This is a genomic window from Exiguobacterium sp. R-17 (assembly GCF_049913315.1).
Taxonomy (GTDB): domain Bacteria; phylum Bacillota; class Bacilli; order Exiguobacteriales; family Exiguobacteriaceae; genus Exiguobacterium_A.
Genome location: NZ_CP184372.1, coordinates 1,747,566 through 1,766,594 on the forward strand (window position 1 = coordinate 1,747,566; position 19,029 = coordinate 1,766,594).

At 46.9% G+C, this 19,029-nt stretch carries 18 protein-coding genes; 2 read left to right on the forward strand and 16 right to left on the reverse strand.

All coding sequences use genetic code 11. The annotated features are described in order from the left end of the window. Window positions 1–13 precede the first annotated feature (13 nt). From gpsB to recU, 6 genes are all read right to left on the reverse strand, one after another. Complete coding sequence (gene gpsB, locus ACN9MT_RS09415; protein ID WP_035407267.1) at window positions 14–328, reverse strand: cell division regulator GpsB; 315 nt, start codon at window positions 326–328, stop codon at window positions 14–16. 5 nt (window positions 329–333) lie between these two features. Beyond that, on the reverse strand, window positions 334–894 hold the full coding sequence (locus tag ACN9MT_RS09420) for an SLOG family protein (protein WP_426272123.1): 561 nt from the start codon (window positions 892–894) through the stop codon (window positions 334–336). Next, the gene (locus ACN9MT_RS09425) at window positions 891–2,096 is read right to left on the reverse strand and encodes a ribonuclease H-like domain-containing protein (protein WP_426272124.1); all 1,206 of its coding nucleotides are present in this window, start codon (window positions 2,094–2,096) and stop codon (window positions 891–893) included. The genes ACN9MT_RS09420 and ACN9MT_RS09425 overlap by 4 nt, the downstream gene beginning before the upstream one ends. Beyond that, window positions 2,093–4,357, reverse strand: a complete 2,265-nt coding sequence (locus ACN9MT_RS09430) for a DEAD/DEAH box helicase (RefSeq protein WP_056062151.1) — start codon at window positions 4,355–4,357, stop codon at window positions 2,093–2,095. The genes ACN9MT_RS09425 and ACN9MT_RS09430 overlap by 4 nt, the downstream gene beginning before the upstream one ends. 97 nt (window positions 4,358–4,454) lie before the next feature. Beyond that, window positions 4,455–7,166: a PBP1A family penicillin-binding protein gene (locus ACN9MT_RS09435; RefSeq protein WP_426272125.1), complete on the reverse strand. Its 2,712-nt coding sequence runs from the start codon at window positions 7,164–7,166 to the stop codon at window positions 4,455–4,457. A 20-nt stretch (window positions 7,167–7,186) separates the two neighbouring features. Then, window positions 7,187–7,813: a Holliday junction resolvase RecU gene (recU, locus tag ACN9MT_RS09440; protein ID WP_215148244.1), complete on the reverse strand. Its 627-nt coding sequence runs from the start codon at window positions 7,811–7,813 to the stop codon at window positions 7,187–7,189. Window positions 7,814–7,887: 74 nt separating this feature from the next. On the opposite strand from recU, the gene ACN9MT_RS09445 reads away from it, so the two are divergent. Both ACN9MT_RS09445 and ACN9MT_RS09450 read left to right on the forward strand, forming a co-directional pair. Beyond that, on the forward strand, window positions 7,888–8,190 hold the full coding sequence (locus tag ACN9MT_RS09445) for a DUF1798 family protein (RefSeq protein ID WP_023468613.1): 303 nt from the start codon (window positions 7,888–7,890) through the stop codon (window positions 8,188–8,190). 173 nt (window positions 8,191–8,363) lie between these two features. Further along, complete coding sequence (locus tag ACN9MT_RS09450; RefSeq protein ID WP_023468614.1) at window positions 8,364–9,278, forward strand: DUF3800 domain-containing protein; 915 nt, start codon at window positions 8,364–8,366, stop codon at window positions 9,276–9,278. Between the two features lie 38 nt (window positions 9,279–9,316). Here the strand turns inward: ACN9MT_RS09450 and nth are convergent, their stop codons facing one another. From nth to panB, 10 genes are all read right to left on the reverse strand, one after another. Further along, entirely contained in the window at window positions 9,317–9,973 is a 657-nt protein-coding gene (nth, locus tag ACN9MT_RS09455; protein ID WP_023468615.1) for an endonuclease III, read from the reverse strand. A gap of 4 nt (window positions 9,974–9,977) precedes the next feature. Beyond that, complete coding sequence (locus ACN9MT_RS09460) at window positions 9,978–10,556, reverse strand: DnaD domain-containing protein (protein WP_023468616.1); 579 nt, start codon at window positions 10,554–10,556, stop codon at window positions 9,978–9,980. 75 nt (window positions 10,557–10,631) lie between these two features. Continuing rightward, complete coding sequence (gene asnS / locus ACN9MT_RS09465; RefSeq protein WP_035407248.1) at window positions 10,632–11,930, reverse strand: asparagine--tRNA ligase; 1,299 nt, start codon at window positions 11,928–11,930, stop codon at window positions 10,632–10,634. A 20-nt stretch (window positions 11,931–11,950) separates the two neighbouring features. Next, the gene (locus tag ACN9MT_RS09470; RefSeq protein ID WP_058704903.1) at window positions 11,951–13,132 is read right to left on the reverse strand and encodes a pyridoxal phosphate-dependent aminotransferase; all 1,182 of its coding nucleotides are present in this window, start codon (window positions 13,130–13,132) and stop codon (window positions 11,951–11,953) included. Window positions 13,133–13,146: 14 nt separating this feature from the next. Further along, window positions 13,147–13,614, reverse strand: coding sequence for a hypothetical protein (locus ACN9MT_RS09475; RefSeq protein ID WP_035407242.1), 468 nt, complete (start codon window positions 13,612–13,614; stop codon window positions 13,147–13,149). Beyond that, window positions 13,611–13,781, reverse strand: coding sequence for a YpmA family protein (locus ACN9MT_RS09480; protein ID WP_012370646.1), 171 nt, complete (start codon window positions 13,779–13,781; stop codon window positions 13,611–13,613). The genes ACN9MT_RS09475 and ACN9MT_RS09480 overlap by 4 nt, the downstream gene beginning before the upstream one ends. Window positions 13,782–13,843: 62 nt before the next feature. Beyond that, window positions 13,844–16,657, reverse strand: a complete 2,814-nt coding sequence (gene dinG / locus ACN9MT_RS09485) for an ATP-dependent DNA helicase DinG (protein ID WP_426272126.1) — start codon at window positions 16,655–16,657, stop codon at window positions 13,844–13,846. A 104-nt stretch (window positions 16,658–16,761) separates the two neighbouring features. After that, the gene (panD, locus tag ACN9MT_RS09490; protein WP_029341994.1) at window positions 16,762–17,145 is read right to left on the reverse strand and encodes an aspartate 1-decarboxylase; all 384 of its coding nucleotides are present in this window, start codon (window positions 17,143–17,145) and stop codon (window positions 16,762–16,764) included. A 2-nt stretch (window positions 17,146–17,147) separates the two neighbouring features. Further along, a complete protein-coding gene (gene panC, locus ACN9MT_RS09495; RefSeq protein WP_035407239.1) occupies window positions 17,148–17,978 on the reverse strand; it encodes a pantoate--beta-alanine ligase in 831 nt (276 codons plus the stop codon). Then, complete coding sequence (gene panB, locus ACN9MT_RS09500) at window positions 17,975–18,814, reverse strand: 3-methyl-2-oxobutanoate hydroxymethyltransferase (RefSeq protein ID WP_035407228.1); 840 nt, start codon at window positions 18,812–18,814, stop codon at window positions 17,975–17,977. The genes panC and panB overlap by 4 nt, the downstream gene beginning before the upstream one ends. Window positions 18,815–19,029: the final 215 nt, after the last annotated feature.

Genomic DNA, 19,029 nt, shown 5'->3' on the forward strand with positions numbered 1-19,029 from the left:
ATGTCTTTTTTCATTAGTCTTGATGAGGGCGACCGAAAACCGCCTTCTCAAGATTCGAAATACGACGTAACATATCATAATTGGATGAACTCGACACTTGTGGTTCAACGTGTTCAACACGACGCTCTTCCCGTTTTTCTGGTTGAGCCGGTGCTTGTTTCAACGCCTCATTCTCTTTCTTCAGACGCTCGATTTCACGTTCGAATCCTTCATAGTCTTTAATGATTTGATCCAAGTATCCATCGACATCCTCGATGACATAGCCACGGAGGCCGGTCTTGAATTCCTTTTTGTAAATATCGTCCGCTGTCAACAATGGCTTATACATCCTCTTCACTCCCACTGATCATTGTATTGTAATTCTTGTTCGAGCCAAGATAAATCATCTTGTGTAATCAAAAATAACTGATAATCGGATTGTTCCATTTCCATTCTAGCACGCTCTACTAAAAATTTCGCTGATCCTCCATGCTCTTCATCAAAAACCGACAACAATCCTTGGCTTTTTTGGATCATGAATTCAGTTTTATTACGCAACTGCGATGGATCCGTATACGGTTTCTGACTGATTGCTTCGACAAAGTCAGCTTGTTCAAGAATCGAAAGATACTGTGCTTGGACTGGTTCTTTCCAGCGCGCTTCCTGTTCTAAAAACGGCAAGAGGATACCAAGATGAATATCTGGATACTCTTCTTTTAATTCAAGAACGACTTCGCATGCCCAGATTTCGCATCCAAGCGAGGCATTCGTAATGAACCACTCTGTTCCACGGTCTTCAATCAAGCGAATCATCCGCTCTCGGTATGCTGCCTTTAAGACCCGGATACCCGGGTGTTTTTGATCAAAGATGCCTAGTTCATTTGGTTTGTATCCTGTGATGGCGACTACTTTCACGAGTTACACTTCCTTTTTAACCGACGTTCTCGATGATCCAGTTCAGCTAATATTCGTTCTTTTTTAGTGATTAACCAATGATGCCGTTCGACGTGTTGTCGTGCTCGTTCCGTATAATCATAAGCAAGCACAGGATTTTTTGCAATGTGCTCTGCCCACTTCGCAAGTTCGAGATACCCCAAGTAACTATCGCTTTTTAAAAAGCAGTCTCTAGCTTGTTCATGGTTCTTCATTTTTTTATGCAAATACCCTTGGCGTAGCCATCCTTCTGCTGATAATTCTTTAACCTGCTGAAAATGAGCATGGGATTCTTCATGGATTCCAAGATCCGCTAACCAAATCGCGATGTTCTCTTGAATAGGAGAAGGTGCTTCCGCCCGATGCGTGACAAGACGGTTACACGCATCATACAGTCCAACGAGCGTTAAACAGTCATCTAGATGATGTTGTAAGACGCCCGTCATGATTTCCGGTTGCTGATGTTCGACATATTGGAAATAATGCATTGGTGCCAAAAAACCAGGTAGGTCACCTTCCCGCTCGAATCCAATCCGCTCTTCCATCGCTGTCAATCGATACGAGTCATACATTCCTTTAAAAATGCGCCGCGCAACATGGAGTAAATCAAGATGACCGACTTTCGGTAATCGTGGAACACGTTCCCGAACGAAAACGTGTCGTGTCTTGATTTGCGGCCAATCAAAGCTTTTTCCATTATAGGTCACGAATCGGACATCATCCCCGATATCATGCAGGAAGTGATGGTAAAAGGCAGCCTCAAAGTGCGGATGCGGTAAGAAATATTGTCGCATCAACAATCCTCCCTGCTCAAAGCGCGCAAACCCGAGTAAAAAAATCGTCGTTCCGGTTCCCCGCAATCCTGTCGTTTCCGTATCAAAGAAGATGACCTGCTCAAGTGGGACATCCAGCGCAAGTGGTGGATGAGGAAGCTGTAAAGACTCATACACTTCGGCAAAACTCCGGTCTCCATGCCGGTCCGTCAAAGCATAGCGTTTGTCGACCCTGACAATCCACTCTTGTTCGAATGTTAAGATATCCGCCCCACGATCAATCCAGGCTTGTTGCTCTTCAGTCCATCCGCTTGTTGGCTTTAGCGTTTCCACTTCGAGGACAGAAGGCTCTATATTCTCCGATGAGACGTCTGATGTAGATTTCAGCATTCGTCTAAGACGATTTTTCATGATAATTCCTTCTCCATTTCTGCTAACAACTGAATCGTTCGTTCTTTCTCGTCTGCTACGCCGACCATGCCGATACAAGCAGGACAACCGTCCTGGCAAGGACATGTGACAATTGAATCACGCGCTGCGCGTAGCATGACACCGCGTTGTTTGTAGATTGATTCCGCGAGACCAACGCCTCCAGGATAACGATCATATAGATAGACGGTCGGTTGCTGCGTGTGTGTCGCCTTGACTTGCGGCACGACGAAGACATCACTAGCGTCACACATCAAATAAAGCGGAGCAACACGCCGTAAACTATTCGCGACACCTTCCAACACTTGTTCAAGCTCCGTCGAGGAGCGTGCATGATCGGGTAAGGTGAACCAGACACCTGTCGTATGAATCTCTCGTTCCGGTAAGTGAATCGGACCAGACCCGATGTTCTCATGTGTTCCGAACTTGATCTTCTTGAACATCGTCGCCATCCCCCGAACACTGACATCTCCACGCGCAACACTGTATTCTCCCTCTGCATACTGTTCATCTTCTTCGAGAACGGAAAGGTCGACTGAAAAATTAGCATCTGTATAATAATCAACGTCTACTGCACGGACGAATGCTTTTTTCTCCTCAAAATCCAAGTACTCGACTTGGTATTGATCGGCCCCATGCAAATAAATGGCCTCGTCATGTAACAACGTCATTGCACTAAAGGTATCCATCTCGCCGATGACTCGATTCGGTACCTCGGTCTGATCGACGATGATGACATTCTCTTGATCACTCGACCGTAGCGATATCCCGTGTGCTGGAAACGCGTCATTCATCCAATAAAAACGATCGCCTCGCTCGTGCAGGACACGCTCTTCGACTAAGTACTCGAGGATGTCTTCCGTCTCAAGCGTTCCAAATGATTCGCCTTTCGTAAAAGGCAGTTCAAACGCCGCACATTTGACGTGATCGACGGCAATGATCAAATTATCTGGATCAAGTCGCGCTGCTTCCGGGGATTGATTCAAGAATAACTCTGGTCGTTCTGCAACATATTGATCGAGCATACCAGATGAGGCGACAAGAATGATTAGTGCATCATCTTGCCGACGCCCCGCTCGTCCTGCTTGTTGCCAAAGTGAAGCAATCGTACCCGGATAGCCGTTCATGATACACACTTGCAGTTGACCGATGTCGACACCGAGTTCAAGAGCATTTGTCGAGACGATACCTGTGATTTCTCCTTGGCGTAATCGTCGTTCGATATCGCGACGTTCACTTGGTAAATAACCACCCCGATACCCTTCGATGGATCGAGGACCAAGCTCGTGCGGATAGATACTTCTCAGATACGTCAGTAAGACTTCGACGCGGACGCGAGACCGTGCAAAGACGATTGTCTGAAACTTGTTCTTGATGAAGCGCATCGCTAATTGTTTTGTCTCAAGTGTCGCCGAGCGTCGAATACCGAGTTGTGCGTTGACGATCGGTGGTTGATAGACGAGAAAATGTTTACGTCCTGTCGGCGCACCATTCTCATCAATTAGTCCGACTGTTTTCTCCGTTAATCGTTCGGCTAGTTCCTTTGGATTTGCAATCGTTGCACTTGTCATGATGAAGACGGGATTACTGCCATAATACCGACAAATCCGTCGTAAGCGACGAATGACATTCGCGACATGACTGCCAAAGACACCGCGATACGTATGAAGCTCATCGATGACGATATATTTTAAGTTCTCAAATAGTTCGATCCATTTTGTATGATGTGGTAAGATTCCGGAATGTAGCATATCTGGATTCGTAATGACGATGTTCCCGGCTTTTCGTACTTTTGTTCGAATCGTCGGTGACGTATCTCCGTCATATGTGAAACAACGGATTGGAGCCTCTAATTGATCGATCAGTTCGAGTAATTCACTATTTTGATCTTGTGCCAGCGCTTTTGTCGGGTACAGATACAACGCTCGTGCATTTGGATGTTCGAGCAAGTGTGATAAGACCGGTAAATTAAAACAATAGGTCTTTCCCGAGGCGGTTGGAGTGACGATGACCGTCGACTCGCCTGCTTGTACGCGTTCATACGCCAATCCTTGGTGACGGTATAACTGAGTGATGCCACGTGTCCGGAGGGCTTGGCGCAAGCGTTCCGGTAACTGTTCTGGAAAATCGACATAGCGTCCCGCTGTCGCTTCCATCGTTTTCATATACGTAATCCGCTCCATGAATGAACGGTCCTGTTTCAATTCTTCAAGAAATGCAACGAGCGTTTGTTTCGCTTGCATGCCTTCACTTCCTTCCACTTTTCATTATACAAAAAAAGAAGCAAGACCAAAGAACGATCTACTCGTCTTTGGTCTTGTCTTTCTTTACAAGTCGTGCTTATGGTGTTGTAGAATTCGTAGCGTCGTTTCCACGACCATTATTTCCATTATCATTCGAGTTGTTTCGTTCCGTTGAACCGTTCGAATTGTTTTGTGCATTCGCACCATCATTTGAATTCGGTGTATCTGTTGACGGTTCATCCGTCGTTGGTTCGTCTGTCGTTGGCTCGTCCGTTGACGGTTCGTCCGTCGTTGGCTCGTCCGTCGTTGGCTCGTCCGTCGTCGGCTCGTCCGTTGACGATTCGTCCGTCGTTGGCTCGTCCGACGTTGGCTCGTCCGTTGACGGTTCGTCCGTCGTTGGCTCGTCCGTTGACGGTTCGTCCGTCGTTGGCTCGTCCGTCGACGGTTCATCCGTCGTTGGTTCATCCGTCGTTGGCTCGTCCGTTGACGGTTTTTCTTCTTCAGGATCGGTGACCGTTACCGTCGTCGAGACTGGTCCCGATTTTTCTCCTGACGCTTTCGCTACGACTTGGAATATCGAGCGACCTGGCTTTAATCCACTGATACTGATTCGATTCGTCGTACTCGTTCCGACTGTCGATGATTTACCATCAGCATCTGTCATCTTTACTTCAAACGATACATTATCATACCCATTGGCACGAAGCGCAGCGTCATTGTAGTTCCAAGTCAGTTCACCGCTCTTTTTGTCTTCATCGTAAGATGCTTGTAATCCAGTCGGAGCGGGTACCGTCTTTTTTTCAACGACAGGTTCCTTCGTCCCTTTCACGTATAATTCGTTTCCGATACTGAGGACAGAACTTGGTTGTTCAAATGGCGCTGGCGTTCGATCGCGTGTTTTCGTGATGAAATCTTTCCAGATTTGCTGTGCCATCGTACTGTTATACGGACCACTGAGTCCGGATCCATTGTTGTTTCCTGATTTCGTTGTTCCTGTCCAGACACTGATCGAGACATCAGATGTATATCCTGCAAACCAGACATCTTTATAAGCATTAGTTGTCCCTGTCTTACCGGCTGCATCAAACGACAACCCAGCACTTGGGAACGTACCGCCTGGTTTCAAGACATCACGAAGCATATCCGTCAACATATAAGCTGTGTAGTCTTCCATCGCCTTTTTCGATTTGATTGGTGACTTGATTTTAGATCCGTCACTGTACTCAATCGATTTAATGACGTGCGGTTTGATATAATCGCCCCCATTACCCAGTGTTGCATAAGCTCCTGCCATCTGAGTCGTATTAAAACCATGCTTCATCCCACCAATTGCATAAGCTGGTGAAATCGACTCATCGTCTTTCATTTTCAAGCCAGACTTTTCAGCGAATGCTTCGACTGCATCCCCACCAATTTCTTGGAACGTCTGAATGGCAGGTGTGTTAGCCGAGATTTTCAACCAATAACGAATCGTATTCGTACCACGATATCCATCATAATAGTTTCCAATCTCTTTTCCGTTGACTTCTGTCGGCTTATCCGTCAATTGTTTCGCAGTCGACCATTTGTCATTTTCGATGGCCGGGCCGTATGCGAAGAATGGTTTTGCGGATGATCCCGGTTGATGGGGTTCATTTGCATAGTTTCGTCGCGCTGTTCCTTTACCTGGATTTTTACCATCGACGACTGCAAGAATTTCTCCGGTTTGCGTATTAATTGCCGTAGCAGCCGTTTCAGCATATTCCGGTAATTGAACGATTTGATCTTTTTTGATTGCTTCGTTCATATAGTCATGCATCGGCTTATCAATCGACGTATAGATCTTTAACCCTTGACCATAGATATCTTTTCCTTCTAGACCAAAATCATCTTCTAACTCTTTTGATACCATGTCGAAGATGACACTATCATATGATTCATCCTTCGTTGACTTCGGCGCCGGATTGATTAATTTCGAAATTGGTTGTTTAACCGCTTTATCTCGTTGCGCTTTTGTAATGACGCCTGTCGTTTGCATCGCATTGAGGACTTGCGTCTGACGCCATTTCGTTAGCTTCGGAGATCCTTTGATTGGATCATAAGCTGTCGGACGTTGCGGTAATCCCGCGAGCATTGCAGCTTCCGCATAATTCAACTTATCAACTGATTTATTGAAATAGGCTTTTGAAGCGGTCTGGATGCCAAATGAGTTTTGACCATAGTAGTTTTTATTCAAGTACATCTCTAAAATCTGATCTTTCGTATAATCCTGCTCTAAGCGGATCGCAAGCCATTGCTCTTGGACTTTCCGTGTGATTGTTTTATCAAAGCTGAGGAATGATTGTTTGACGACCTGTTGCGTAATCGTCGAAGCGCCTTCAGAACCAAATCCATCGGTGACGTTCGCGATGATGGCACCTCCGAGACGACGGAAATCAATCCCGTTATGCTGATAAAAACGACGGTCCTCGATCGAGATGAATGCGTCCTTGACGACTTCTGGTACTTCATCAATCGACACATATTCTCGGCTCGTTCCACCTTTTGTGATTTCCTCTTTATTACTTGCATAAATCTTTAACGGTAAAGCATCACGAAGCTCTGCTTCATCAAGCTCAGGTGCCGTAGCAATCGCATAAGCCGCAAATCCGCCTCCGATCAACATCATCAAGATAAATAATCCGGTAGCAATCAACAATAACTTTTTCCAGAGTGGACCTTTCCCACCGGATCCTCCACCTGATTTTTTCTTTTGGGGACGTTTCGTCCGTTTCATCTTTTTCTCAGATGACTTCGTCTCTTCACGACGTGCGACACGACTTCTTTCCATATGCTATCCTTCTCCTTCAATCAAAAAGTGTCTGAATTGAAATATAGTTCGTCCACTGCCTTTAAATAATCGATAGCAGGGTACGCGCCAGTCTCGACTTTGATACCGTCTCGTTCGATGATCGTCAGCGGAATGGATTTCCGTCCGCTTTCGAGTTGATCCCACCAGGGGAACACGTGCTCGACTGAAAGCACATATTGCACATTATACAGACTGAATCGAATGATGACAAAACAAATTCCTCCATGTTCGACACATTGACGCATGTGTGCGATTTGATGGGGGTGAAAATTTTTTATCGGGAAGGACGTTTTATTTGTCGTCTCCTTCGCTTCGAAATCAATATATTTTCCGCGGTAGACACCATTATAATCGGTCGTCGATGGTTGCTTAAAATAAGCTTCTTTGACGACAGCTGCAGATCGCTTTGGATAATCCACTTGAACGATTTGTAACGGAGTGGGTTTCTTGTGAATGATTGCCCGATTATGAGTCAGATAAAACGTATTACTTTCATTCAATAATTTTTCGAGCGTCATCCCACGATTTGAAAAGGTTGAATCGGTTGATCGTGCCTTCTTGATTCGGGTTCCGTGCGACTCGAGTGGCTTTTGAAATTTTTTCCCATTCGGGTAATTCAAAACGATTCCCCTCCTATCGCGTTTATTGTACCATGATATGTGATTGTACCGTATCGGCCGAGAGGAGTAGTTAAAAACCAATGACAATTGAACCGTTATTACAAGAGATTGAACGTATATATCAGGAAGGACGTGCCGGAACCGAATATGACTTCAATCGAGACGTCGTACCGTTCGTCGAACGAGCAGATCAACTGATTGCGCAGTGGCAAACGAATGCCCAAGATAGTCCTTACTTACGTCCGAGCATGGTCGAAAGTGCTGTGGATCAACTGAAGCAGATTTCTGTCCAAGCCTTTCAGCCAAAGACGAGTCTGAAACGTTTCAATGAAACGATTAAATCCGTCCGCTATATCGATCGATTGATGAATGGCGAAGAATAATAATTAAAAACAGGAATTATCTTCCTTGAGTCGAACACCTAATCTATAAGGGAATGTTTCACCGGTTTCACTTGCCAGGCTATAGCTTTTCAGTCGCCTAGCGTGTAAAGTGGCATCAAGAGCATTTCTTTCTTAAAGACTGTGTAATTATCGTGCAATTGGAGGAGATTCATTTGAACAAACGGGTACAATCGAACGTCAAAGGCGTTGATGTCAAAGGATTTCCTAAGAACTCAACCCCTGCCCCGAAGAAATACATCATGTTCGTTGATGAGACAGGAACACCTAAGGGGAATACACAATTCAATCTAACAGGTGTCTTGATGGAATATAAATATGCCATCGATTCGGATGAGACGGGCGAACCGAGTCCGCTTCGTCAACGTTTGATGGACTTCAAGGCAAAAGTCTTTGAGGATCCACATATTCCGCTTCATCTCAAAGAAATTTTAAAAGCCGAACATCCATATGGAAAAGAAGACGGGATCACGATCGATATGTTGCGTCACTTCTGGATTGCCTTACCGGAATTTTTAGTCGATATCGATTGTACGATCGTCAGTGTCGAAGTCGATAAACAGAAGCTGCAAGACTTCTTCTCGACACCGAAGGATCCGTATGTCGTTGCCTTCGCTCATCTGATGAAATCGTTCTATTCCTTCCTTGATGAGACAGAAGCGACGAGTGCACGTGTTGTGCTTGAAAGTCGTGATGATTATCAGAACTTGCTAATTCAAAAGGCATTCTTCGATATCTTCAATTCAGGAACGGTCCATCTCGACGTTGAAAAAAGCCGTCAAAAAATCAAGGGCTTCATCTTTGCTGAAAAAGACAGCGACCTCTACCAATCTGGTCTTGAGATTGCCGATTTGGTCTGCTTACCTTTGTCCCGCGTCCGTCGTGGTGTCATCGAGGTAAAACCACGGTTTGTCCATTATGGGGACGAAAACCGGATTTTTAAAGCCATCAAAGATAAAATTTACATTCGCCGCGATAGCCCGGACCAAGATTTCCGAAACTGGGGTTTCAAAAAAGTACCGATCACGAAAAAGCGTCGTGAATGGTCCGATACCCCTTGGAATGGTTGATGACTCAAAAAAAGTGGATCCGATAGGGATCCACTTTTTTATGGTGTCGCTAATCCTTTTGTCCGCTTTTTCCCTTCTCGACACATGTCGAGTAACGGGCAAGCTTCACAGTTCGGACGTTGTGCCTTACAGTGATAACGTCCAAAGAAGATGAATTGATGATGGAGTTTTGACCAACGTTCTCGTTTGAAACGGCGCATGAGTGTCGCTTCAACCTGTGTGACATTATCCTTCCACCGACAGATTCCGAGACGTTTCGAGACGCGCTCGACATGTGTATCAACTGCAAATGCCGGGACATCGAAGGCGACAGACAAGACGACGTTCGCCGTTTTACGCCCGACACCAGGTAATGCTTCAAGTCCGGCTCGTTCCGTCGGGACTTCACCGTCGTGTTGCGCAAGGAGTTGTGCTGCCAGTGCCTTGATGTTTTTTGCTTTATTCCGGTATAATCCAAGTCGTTTGATCTTGTCCTCGATTTCCTCAACCGGCGCCGCAGCAAGTGAAGCAGGATCCGGATACGCAGCAAATAATCCAGGCGTCACCTGATTGACGAGTACGTCGGTCGCTTGCGCACTCAGTGCGACCGCGACGACCAGTTCAAACGGATTGCGGTGAATCAACTCGCAAAATGCATCCGGAAACATCTCTTCTAACGTCGCTTCAATCCGATCGATTTCTGCTTTCCGTAACATCTACTCAGCCTCCTCGCCCGGCAAGATCCTCAAGTGTCTTGATGCCTTCGCGTTCCCATGTTCGTAAAATTTGATTGATATAAGTCATCTTGCGAACGTTATGATAGACCGCTTCTCGAAGTGCAGCGAGCACGAGCTCTTCCGAAATATTTTCGATCGTCAACCACTGAATGATTTGCTCCATCTGAAACGGTGACATCATCCCGAGTTCCCGCTCGAATTGTTGGAAGACGGATGGGTTGATTGTATCAAAGTTCGGTGCTTCCTGTTCCGGTGGTGCCATCAGTTTTTCGTAAAGCGGCACAAGCGAATAACGTTCAGACCCGTTGACGTTCTCCATCGCTAGTAATCCTTTTTGTAATAAACCGAGTGTCGTCTCGATTGTTTCCGTCTCGGATAGTCCAAGTCGATTACTTAACTCTTCCGGAGACGGCATCTCCATGCCTTCCGCCCGACAGGCAAACAGTTGACCAATTAACGTGAACTCGACAAAACTGATACCTAATCGTTTCGCCTCTGTGAACAATCGTTTTGGTAAGACGACCGTCCCTTCCTCGAATAATTGCACTAAATTATGATTCATCGTAATTCCTCGATTCTCTAGTCTAAACAAGAAATCGACCCGTCGAGACGATGGGTCGATGTTTTTCCTTACTGCTTATGGATAGAGGCGGTTCAGCAGACGTGGGAACGGAATCGTTTCCCGAACGTGCTCGACGCCTGTAATCCAAGCAACTGTCCGCTCTAAACCAAGACCGAAGCCACTGTGTGGAACAGAACCGTATTGACGTGTTTCAAGATACCATTTATAGGCACCCGTCTCATCAAGACCATGTTTCTTCATCTCAGCGAGAAGTTTGTCATGATCTTCTTCACGTTGTGAACCACCGACGATTTCCCCGTATCCTTCAGGGGCAATCAAATCATCACATAAAACGAAATCTGGGTTTTCCGGATCTTCTTTCATGTAGAACGGCTTAATTGCTTTTGGCCAATGCGTGATGAAGACAGGGCGCGCAAAGCTGTTTGCGATCGCTGTCTCATGTGGTGCACCAAAATCATCCCCAAATTCGATATCGTCGAATCCTTGCTCTTTGAGCATGTCGATTGCTTCTGTATACTTGACGCGTGGGAACGGTGCTTTAATGTTTTCAAGGACCGTCAAGTCACGTCCAAGCAACTCAAGCTCCGCACGGCAGTTCTTCAGTGCCGATTGCACGAGGTGCGAGACGTAATTTTCTTGGACTTCGAGGTTCATCTCGTGATCGTGGAATGCCATCTCCGGCTCCATCATCCAGAATTCGATCAAGTGACGACGTGTTTTTGATTTTTCAGCACGGAACGTCGGACCGAACGAGAAGACCTTTCCAAGTGCCATTGCTGCCGCTTCCATGTAGAGCTGACCAGATTGTGAAAGGTATGCATCTTCATCGAAATATTTCGTATGGAACAATTCTGTTGTTCCTTCTGGCGCACTACCTGTTAAGATTGGCGGATCCACTTTGATGAATCCTTCTTGGTTGAAAAATTCGTACGTCGCACGAATCAATTCATTCCGAACGACCATGACCGCATGCTGACGCTTTGAACGTAACCAGAGGTGACGGTTATCCATCAAGAAATCCGTTCCGTGTGCTTTTGGTGTGATCGGATAATCGATCGCTTCATGGATAACTTCGATTTTTGAAATTTCCATTTCATGACCGATCGCTGTCCGACCGCCATCTGATTTGATGACGCCGGTCACCCAAAGTGATGATTCCTGTGTTAAGCCTTTTGCTTGTTTAAATAAGTCTTCGCCGACCGTTTCTTTAACGACGACACCCTGCATGAATCCAGAGCCATCCCGAAGTTGGAGGAAGGCGATTTTACCACTCGAGCGTTTGTTTGCTAACCAACACCCGATCGTCACTTCTTCTCCTACATATTTATTTACATCCCGAATCATTGTTTTCAACAGTCAACATCCTCTCTCTATTAAACGGCTGTATGGGCCGTGATGAATCCTTCAATCCGGTCGAGTGCCTCTAAGACACGTGCCGGATCCGTTGCATAAGATAGGCGGACATAGTCCGGTGCACCAAATCCTGAACCTGGAATCAAGGCAACCTTCGCTTCAGATAAAACAGCTGTACACCAGTCATCGACATTATCGAATCCACACATCTCAGCAGCTTGCTTTGCATGTGGGAACAAGTAAAATGCCCCTTCCGGCTTCAGACACGTCAATCCTTTAATCTCGATGAGTCGTGCGTAGATTTTTTCAAGTCGTTCTTCAAAGATGACACGCATCGCTTCGACCGGTGCATCACCCTCTGCATACGCAGCAACCGATGCTGCTTGCGCAATCGATGTCGGGTTCGACGTCGAATGGCTCGCTAAGTTCGTCATCGCAGAGATGATTTCCTTCGGTCCGATTGCATACCCGATCCGCCAGCCTGTCATCGCATGGGACTTCGAGACACCATTGATGATGACCGTCCGTTCGCGCATCTCTGGCAAGGACGCGATCGAAATATGTGTCGCACCGTTATAGAGCAACTTTTCATAAATCTCGTCACTGATGACGAGTAGATCGTGCTTGATCGCAACATCTGCTACCATCTCGAGCTCTTCTTTCGAATAGACCATTCCTGTCGGATTCGATGGTGAGTTCAAAACGAGTGCTTTCGTTTTTGGGGTAATGTGTTGCTCGAGCAATTCCCGTGTCACTTTGAAGCGAGACGATTCGTCCGTTTCTAAAATGACCGGTACGCCGTCACTGAGTTTAATTTGCTCTGGATAACTGACCCAGTATGGTGCTGGGACGATGACTTCATCGCCTGGATCGAGAATCGCTTGGAACAATGTTGATAGTGCATGCTTTGCTCCTGAAGCGACCATGACTTCTGAGCGTTCGTATGGCATCCATAAGTCACGGCGTGTTTTTTCAATGATCGCATCCTTCAAGGCAACCGTTCCGCCAGACGGCGTATACTTCGTATCGCCCGCTTCTGCTGCCTCGAATGCTGCTTGGATGATGAATTCCGGTGTATTGAAGTCGGGCTCTCCCGCACCTAAACCGATGATGTCTTGACCTTCTTCACGTAGTGCCTTGGCTTTCGCTGTGATGGCTAGCGTCGTAGATGGTGTCAATTGTCGTACGCGTTTCGATAACATGTCGCCCACTCCCTTTACTTAATTCGTAATCGTTTGATAAAAGATCCTTCTTGATATGTGTAATACGAATAATCATAGCCTGTCTTCGTCTTTGAAACGATCTCGATGACAGCACGGTCCTCAAAACCGTATTTAGCAGACACGATATCTCCGAGTTCCGGATGATCCGCGATGACCGTTTTAATGGCAATACCATCAGCAACCGGTCGTGTCTCAATCGTTCCTTTTTCCGGAACAAACGCCCGTACCGCCTGTCCACTCTGCTTCATCGTAAAAACGACATATTGGCGTTTTCCGCTAAAGACAGATTCGAACCGGACGTCTGTCGGCTTTAGTTCTTTTTTCAGACGCGTCTCTGCTTGTTCCGCGACGCTCTGTTCTCGGTCTTTTGCCTCAGCGATCGTCACCTGATAAACAGCTGTTCCAAGAACAGCCAAGATGAGGAGTGCACTCAGTAGACCAAGCGTGACTTTCCACTTCATGTGCGATAGATGGTGAAAACCATCTGCTCCTTGTCTTTTTCATCGAGAGCAAGACCGAACATTAAATCTTCCGTTTTCAGCGTCCGGTTCAATAAGTCGACGATTTTATACGTATCGTCATGGCGGTTCACTTTGACGGTCGCAAGTGTTTCAATTTTTGAATCCATCTGTATGTCCTCCCTCATTTTTCTCTATCTATTATAATGCGATAGGGTTTATCTGAATAGACTCAATCGCCATCATTCAAGAACAATTCAAGTTCTGCGGTCAGTTCATCAAGCGGTTTTGATAAAACAGGCACTTTCGGCAGACTCGTAACGAATCGTTTTCCGTATCTCGTCGTCTCAATCCGGCGATCGAGCACGAAGACAACACCACGATCGTTCGTCGTCCGGATCAAGCGACCAAACCCTTGTTTAAAGCGAATGATTGCTTGCGGTAGGCTGTATTCGAAAAATGATGATTTTCCGAGTTTTTCGATCCGTTCCGAGCGTGCTTGGACAATTGGTTGATCTGGTGGCGCGAATGGTAGGCGGACGATGACGAGACAACTGAGATCATCTCCCGGGATATCGACCCCTTCCCAAAAACTAGCCGTCCCGAACAAGATACAGGCATCGAGTTGCTTGAACTGTTTCATCAGTCGTTGCCGTGAACCTTGCGTGACCCCTTGCGAGAGTAATGTAAACCGGTCTGGCAGCAACAGCTTCGTCGCCTCATGCGTCAGTCGTAGCAAGTCGTTCGAGGTAAATAAGACAAGCATCCGTCCCTCCGTCACCTCTGCGATTTGTAAGATTGCTTCCGCAATCGTCTCCGCGAATTCTGGCAATGGCACATCCTGTAAGAGTGGGAGATCCGTCGGAATCATCAGTCGCACATTATCGGCATATCCGAACGGCGACGGCACGACGAAACGACGAGTCTCAAAAGCATCGAGTCCTAATCGGTTCTCAATGAATTGGAATTTGTTCGAGACAGTCAACGTCGCAGACGTCAGGATACACGTGCGTTTTGAAAAGACATCGCGTCGTAATCGCTCTGAAATGTCAATTGGTTGTGTGTATACGCGTGTTAGCTTCCGGTTCTTAACGGACGTCTCGATCCAAGATACCGTCTCATCGTGCGGAGCAAGCATCGTCTCGAAGATCGCGAGCTCTGCTTCTTCGATTTGTGCCGTGATCGCTTTTAAATCCGCGACGAGCGAACGCTCCCGATAACTCATTTGCTCCCGATGTTCATGGAACAGTTTATGAATCGCACGAATTGCTTGACGCAAACGCCGCAACACCAATTCAACCCGCTTGGCACTCTCTTGGACGGCACGCATCGAACGATCAAGTCGCTTAAAGCGAATGCTGACCATTCCTTCCCGTCGTGCTTTGCGGGAAGCCAGTTCGAGCCCATATGCTTGAACGATCATCAGTAGGCCGTCCGCTTCTTCGAGCAACGTCGTCAGTGCTTCATCGACCGTCTCACTATGGGCTTCAACCATCTCGGCAATATCCCATTCTTCCGATAGATCAAGCAAACGGTGCAATAATTTTTTGTCAGATGAATACCCGAGTTGGCGGAACAGACGATCAAACGTATGACCATCAAAAACGAGACCAAAATGATGGCTCGCGACTTCTTCGATTTGGTGTGCCTCGTCGAGAATCAACGGGCTTCCTTTCGGTAAGACCCCTGCTTCGAACTGCAGATCACTAAACAACAACGCATGGTTCGTGACGATAATCGTCGCATCTTTCGCTTGGCGAATCGCATGCTGGAAGAAGTCCCGACTGTACCAGGGATCAAACCGTCCAAGCTGCGATTGACTATCAGATTGAATCAATTGCTTGATTCCGATATTGCCTTGCGCTGCACCACCCGGTAAGCTGACTTCCTCTAAATCTCCTGTTTCCGTCTCCGTCAACCATACGAGAAGAATCGCTTTTGCGAGCGTAAAGTTATAGACATCCTCTTGTTCATTCAAGAAAAACTCGAATTTCCGTAAATCGATATAGTTACTTCGTCCTTTAAGCAATGCAATCTGGACCGGCGTATCGAACAATTGACGCAATAGCGGTAAATCACGCGCAAACAGTTGCTCCTGTAATTGAATCGTGTGTGTACTGACGACAATCGGCACTTCGTGTTCGAGCGCGTAGTGCGCTGCAGGCACGAGATAACCGAGCGATTTCCCGGTCCCTGTTCCCGCTTCGACAAGTAACGGCGTTTCTTGATCGAGCGACTGATAGACATGACGCATCATCTCGAGCTGCCCACGCCGTTCTTCATATCCTTCAAATAGACGAGGGAACGTCACGGCATTCAATTCATCAACGAACGGTCCGAACGGTTCAAGAATGGGCGGATGTGACAAACGTTCTATTGTCTGACGCTTTTTCAAAGCGATTTTACGAAAACGATCGAATCGCTCATCCTCTTCGATGCCGACTAAACGAATCGCATGGTCGATTTCCTCTTCGATGGCACTAAATAGACGTGGTGATAACCGTCTGAGATGTTTTAATGTCTCGAGCGGCAACGTATGTAGTCGCTTGAGTAGTTCAAGTAACAATTCAGCCGTCGCCGAAGCATCACTTCCTGCCCGATGTGCTTCTTGATGAGCAAGATGCAATGATTCTGACAGATGCGACAACGCATGGCTTTCTGCTGTTGGAAGTAAGATTCGCGCAAGTTCTACCGTATCAATGACGGGACCTGTGTACGGCAAGTATCCTTCTTCTTCTAACGCATCGTTTAAGAAGTTTAAATCGAACTGCACATTATGTGCGACGAAGACGCCACCATCGAGCAATGATAAAACTCGTGGTGCGATGACATCGAACTTCTCGGCATCTTTGACATCTTTATCCGTGATGCCCGTCAACTGGGAAATGAATGGAGGAATCGGTTGGGTCGGACGGACGAAGGCAGACAGTTGTTCTGTCAACTGTCCATCTTCAATGACCGCCATTCCGATTTCAATCATCTCATCGCCAGCCTTTATGGAATGACCTGTCGTTTCCAGGTCGACTACGACGTACTTTTTCTTCAACACTGATCCTCCACCTTTAATCCATCCTATCCATGATTGGATGGCATCTCATTCTTCATCTTAACAAAAAAGAGACCCGCTGACATAATCGGGTCTCTAAAATTTCATAAGATCGTGTGGGCGATTTCTTGAGACAACATTTGTTTGATGTCATTCTGCTCATTTAGAACAGCCACTTTTGGGACATGTGTCGCAATTTCTTCCGTCGACAATTGCGCATACGCCATGATAATGACCTCATCTCCAACTTGAAAATGGCGTGCTGCAGCACCGTTCAAACAGATGACACCTGAGCCGCGAGCCCCTTTAATCGCATACGTTTCAATCCGCGCACCATTCTGATTGTTCGTCACTTGGACTTTTTCATTTTCAAGGATCCCGACAGCATCGAGTAAATCTTCATCAATCGTAATCGACCCAACGTAGTGTAAGTTTGCCTCGGTGACCCGGGCCTTGTGTAGTTTAGCATGCATGAATGTGCGTAACATCGTCATACTCCTCTCGTATATAGTAAATTATCGATTAAGCGTGCCGATGCGAACTGCACGGCAACAGCTAAGAGAATCGTAGTCGTTTGTTCAGTGGCAGGTCGTAGTGATGGATAGTCGACAGCTTCGACGTAATCAATCGTCGTTCCTTCAAATTGAAGTGCTGCGCGCGTCTGTTCGAGAACCTTTTCAACGGGCACTCCTTGATCGAGTGCTTGTTTCGCTTGTTGCAACGCCTGTTGAATTCCCGGTGCTTGCGTGCGTTCCGTCTCCGAAAGATAGACATTTCGTGACGATTTCGCTAGACCATCCGCTTCGCGAATGATTGGGCAACGGACGATTTCAACCGGAACGAAGTAATCAGCGACGTACGCTTCAATCAAGGCGAGCTGTTGTGCATCCTTTAAGCCGAAATATGCACGCGTTGGACGGACGACGTTCAACAGCTTACTGACGACCGTCAAGACACCGTCAAAATGTCCTGGTCGCGATGCGCCGCATAAGACATCATCACCGGAGCGGACCGTAACACGGGCCATATCCAGCGGATACATCGTCTCGTTCGTCGGATAAAACAGATAATCGACACCTTCTGCCTCCGCGATCTTCTGATCGCGTTCCGCGTCTCGTGGATAACGATCCAAATCTTCGTTTGGTCCGAATTGTGTCGGGTTGACGAAAATACTTAAGACGACGACATCATTCTCTTGTCGTGCTTGTTTTAGCAATGAGGCATGCCCTTCGTGCAGGAATCCCATCGTCGGTACAAATCCGATTGAACCGGCTCCCGCTAGACGTTCTCGTAACGTCTGAATATCTTGAACAATCTTCATTCCTTGTTTCCTCCATAAAGCGCACCGATTAGTTCCTCGTCCATCTGGAACGAATGTGCAAGTTCAGGGAAGGCACCGGCTTTGACATCTTTGACATAAGCAGCGATTGCTTCTGTTCCTGAAGTATTCCAGTCCGTATACGCTTTGACGAACTTCGGTAAACGTCCGACGCCATACGTCAAGATATCATGATAGACAAGAACTTGACCGGCGACATCTGCACCGGCTCCGATGCCGATGACGGGAATCGAGAGGAGCTCTTGAATTCGTTTCGCGAGCGGATGCGGCACACACTCAAGGACAAGCATTTTCGCTCCGGCACGCTCTGCTTCCAAACTATCTGCAATCAGTTGTTCGGCTGCTTCTAGTGATTTCCCTTGGACCTTGAATCCTTCAAGAACTCCAACGGATTGTGGTGTTAGTCCGAGATGTGCGACGCAAGGCATCCCAGCGTCCGTCAAACGACGAATCGTTTTTAAGATCTCCCCTGCCCCTTCTAGTTTCAAAGCATCCGCCTGTGATTCTTGGAAAATACGGGCCGCTGATTCAAGCGTGCGATCAAATGAACCATGATAACTTGCGAACGGCATATCGACGATCATGAACGTCTGTGGTGCGCCACGGCGAACAGCACGCGCATGGTGGACCATGTCGTCGACCGTGACGGCAATCGTTGAGTCATAGCCGAGGATGACGTTTCCGAGGGAGTCCCCGACGAGTAACATATCTACCCCTGCTGCCTCTGATAATTTTGCTGAAGGATAATCATACGCCGTCAACATGACGAGCTTCTCTCCAGCTTGTTGTTTTTTTAATAATGGACCCATTGTGTGCATCGTGTTCTCTCCTTACGTGTGTAGGGAGGACAAAAGGAAAACGCCTTCTTCTCCAAAATAAACGCATGCGGAAAAGAAGGCGGAATAATTGAATATCGTCCTTCTGTCCCTGTCCGTTAAGATCAAGGCAGTTGAAACAGCTAAAACTGACACCTGTCGATTCGGTATGATTCCGACGAGCGGATACCATCCGTGGTTTTATTATACATGACGGG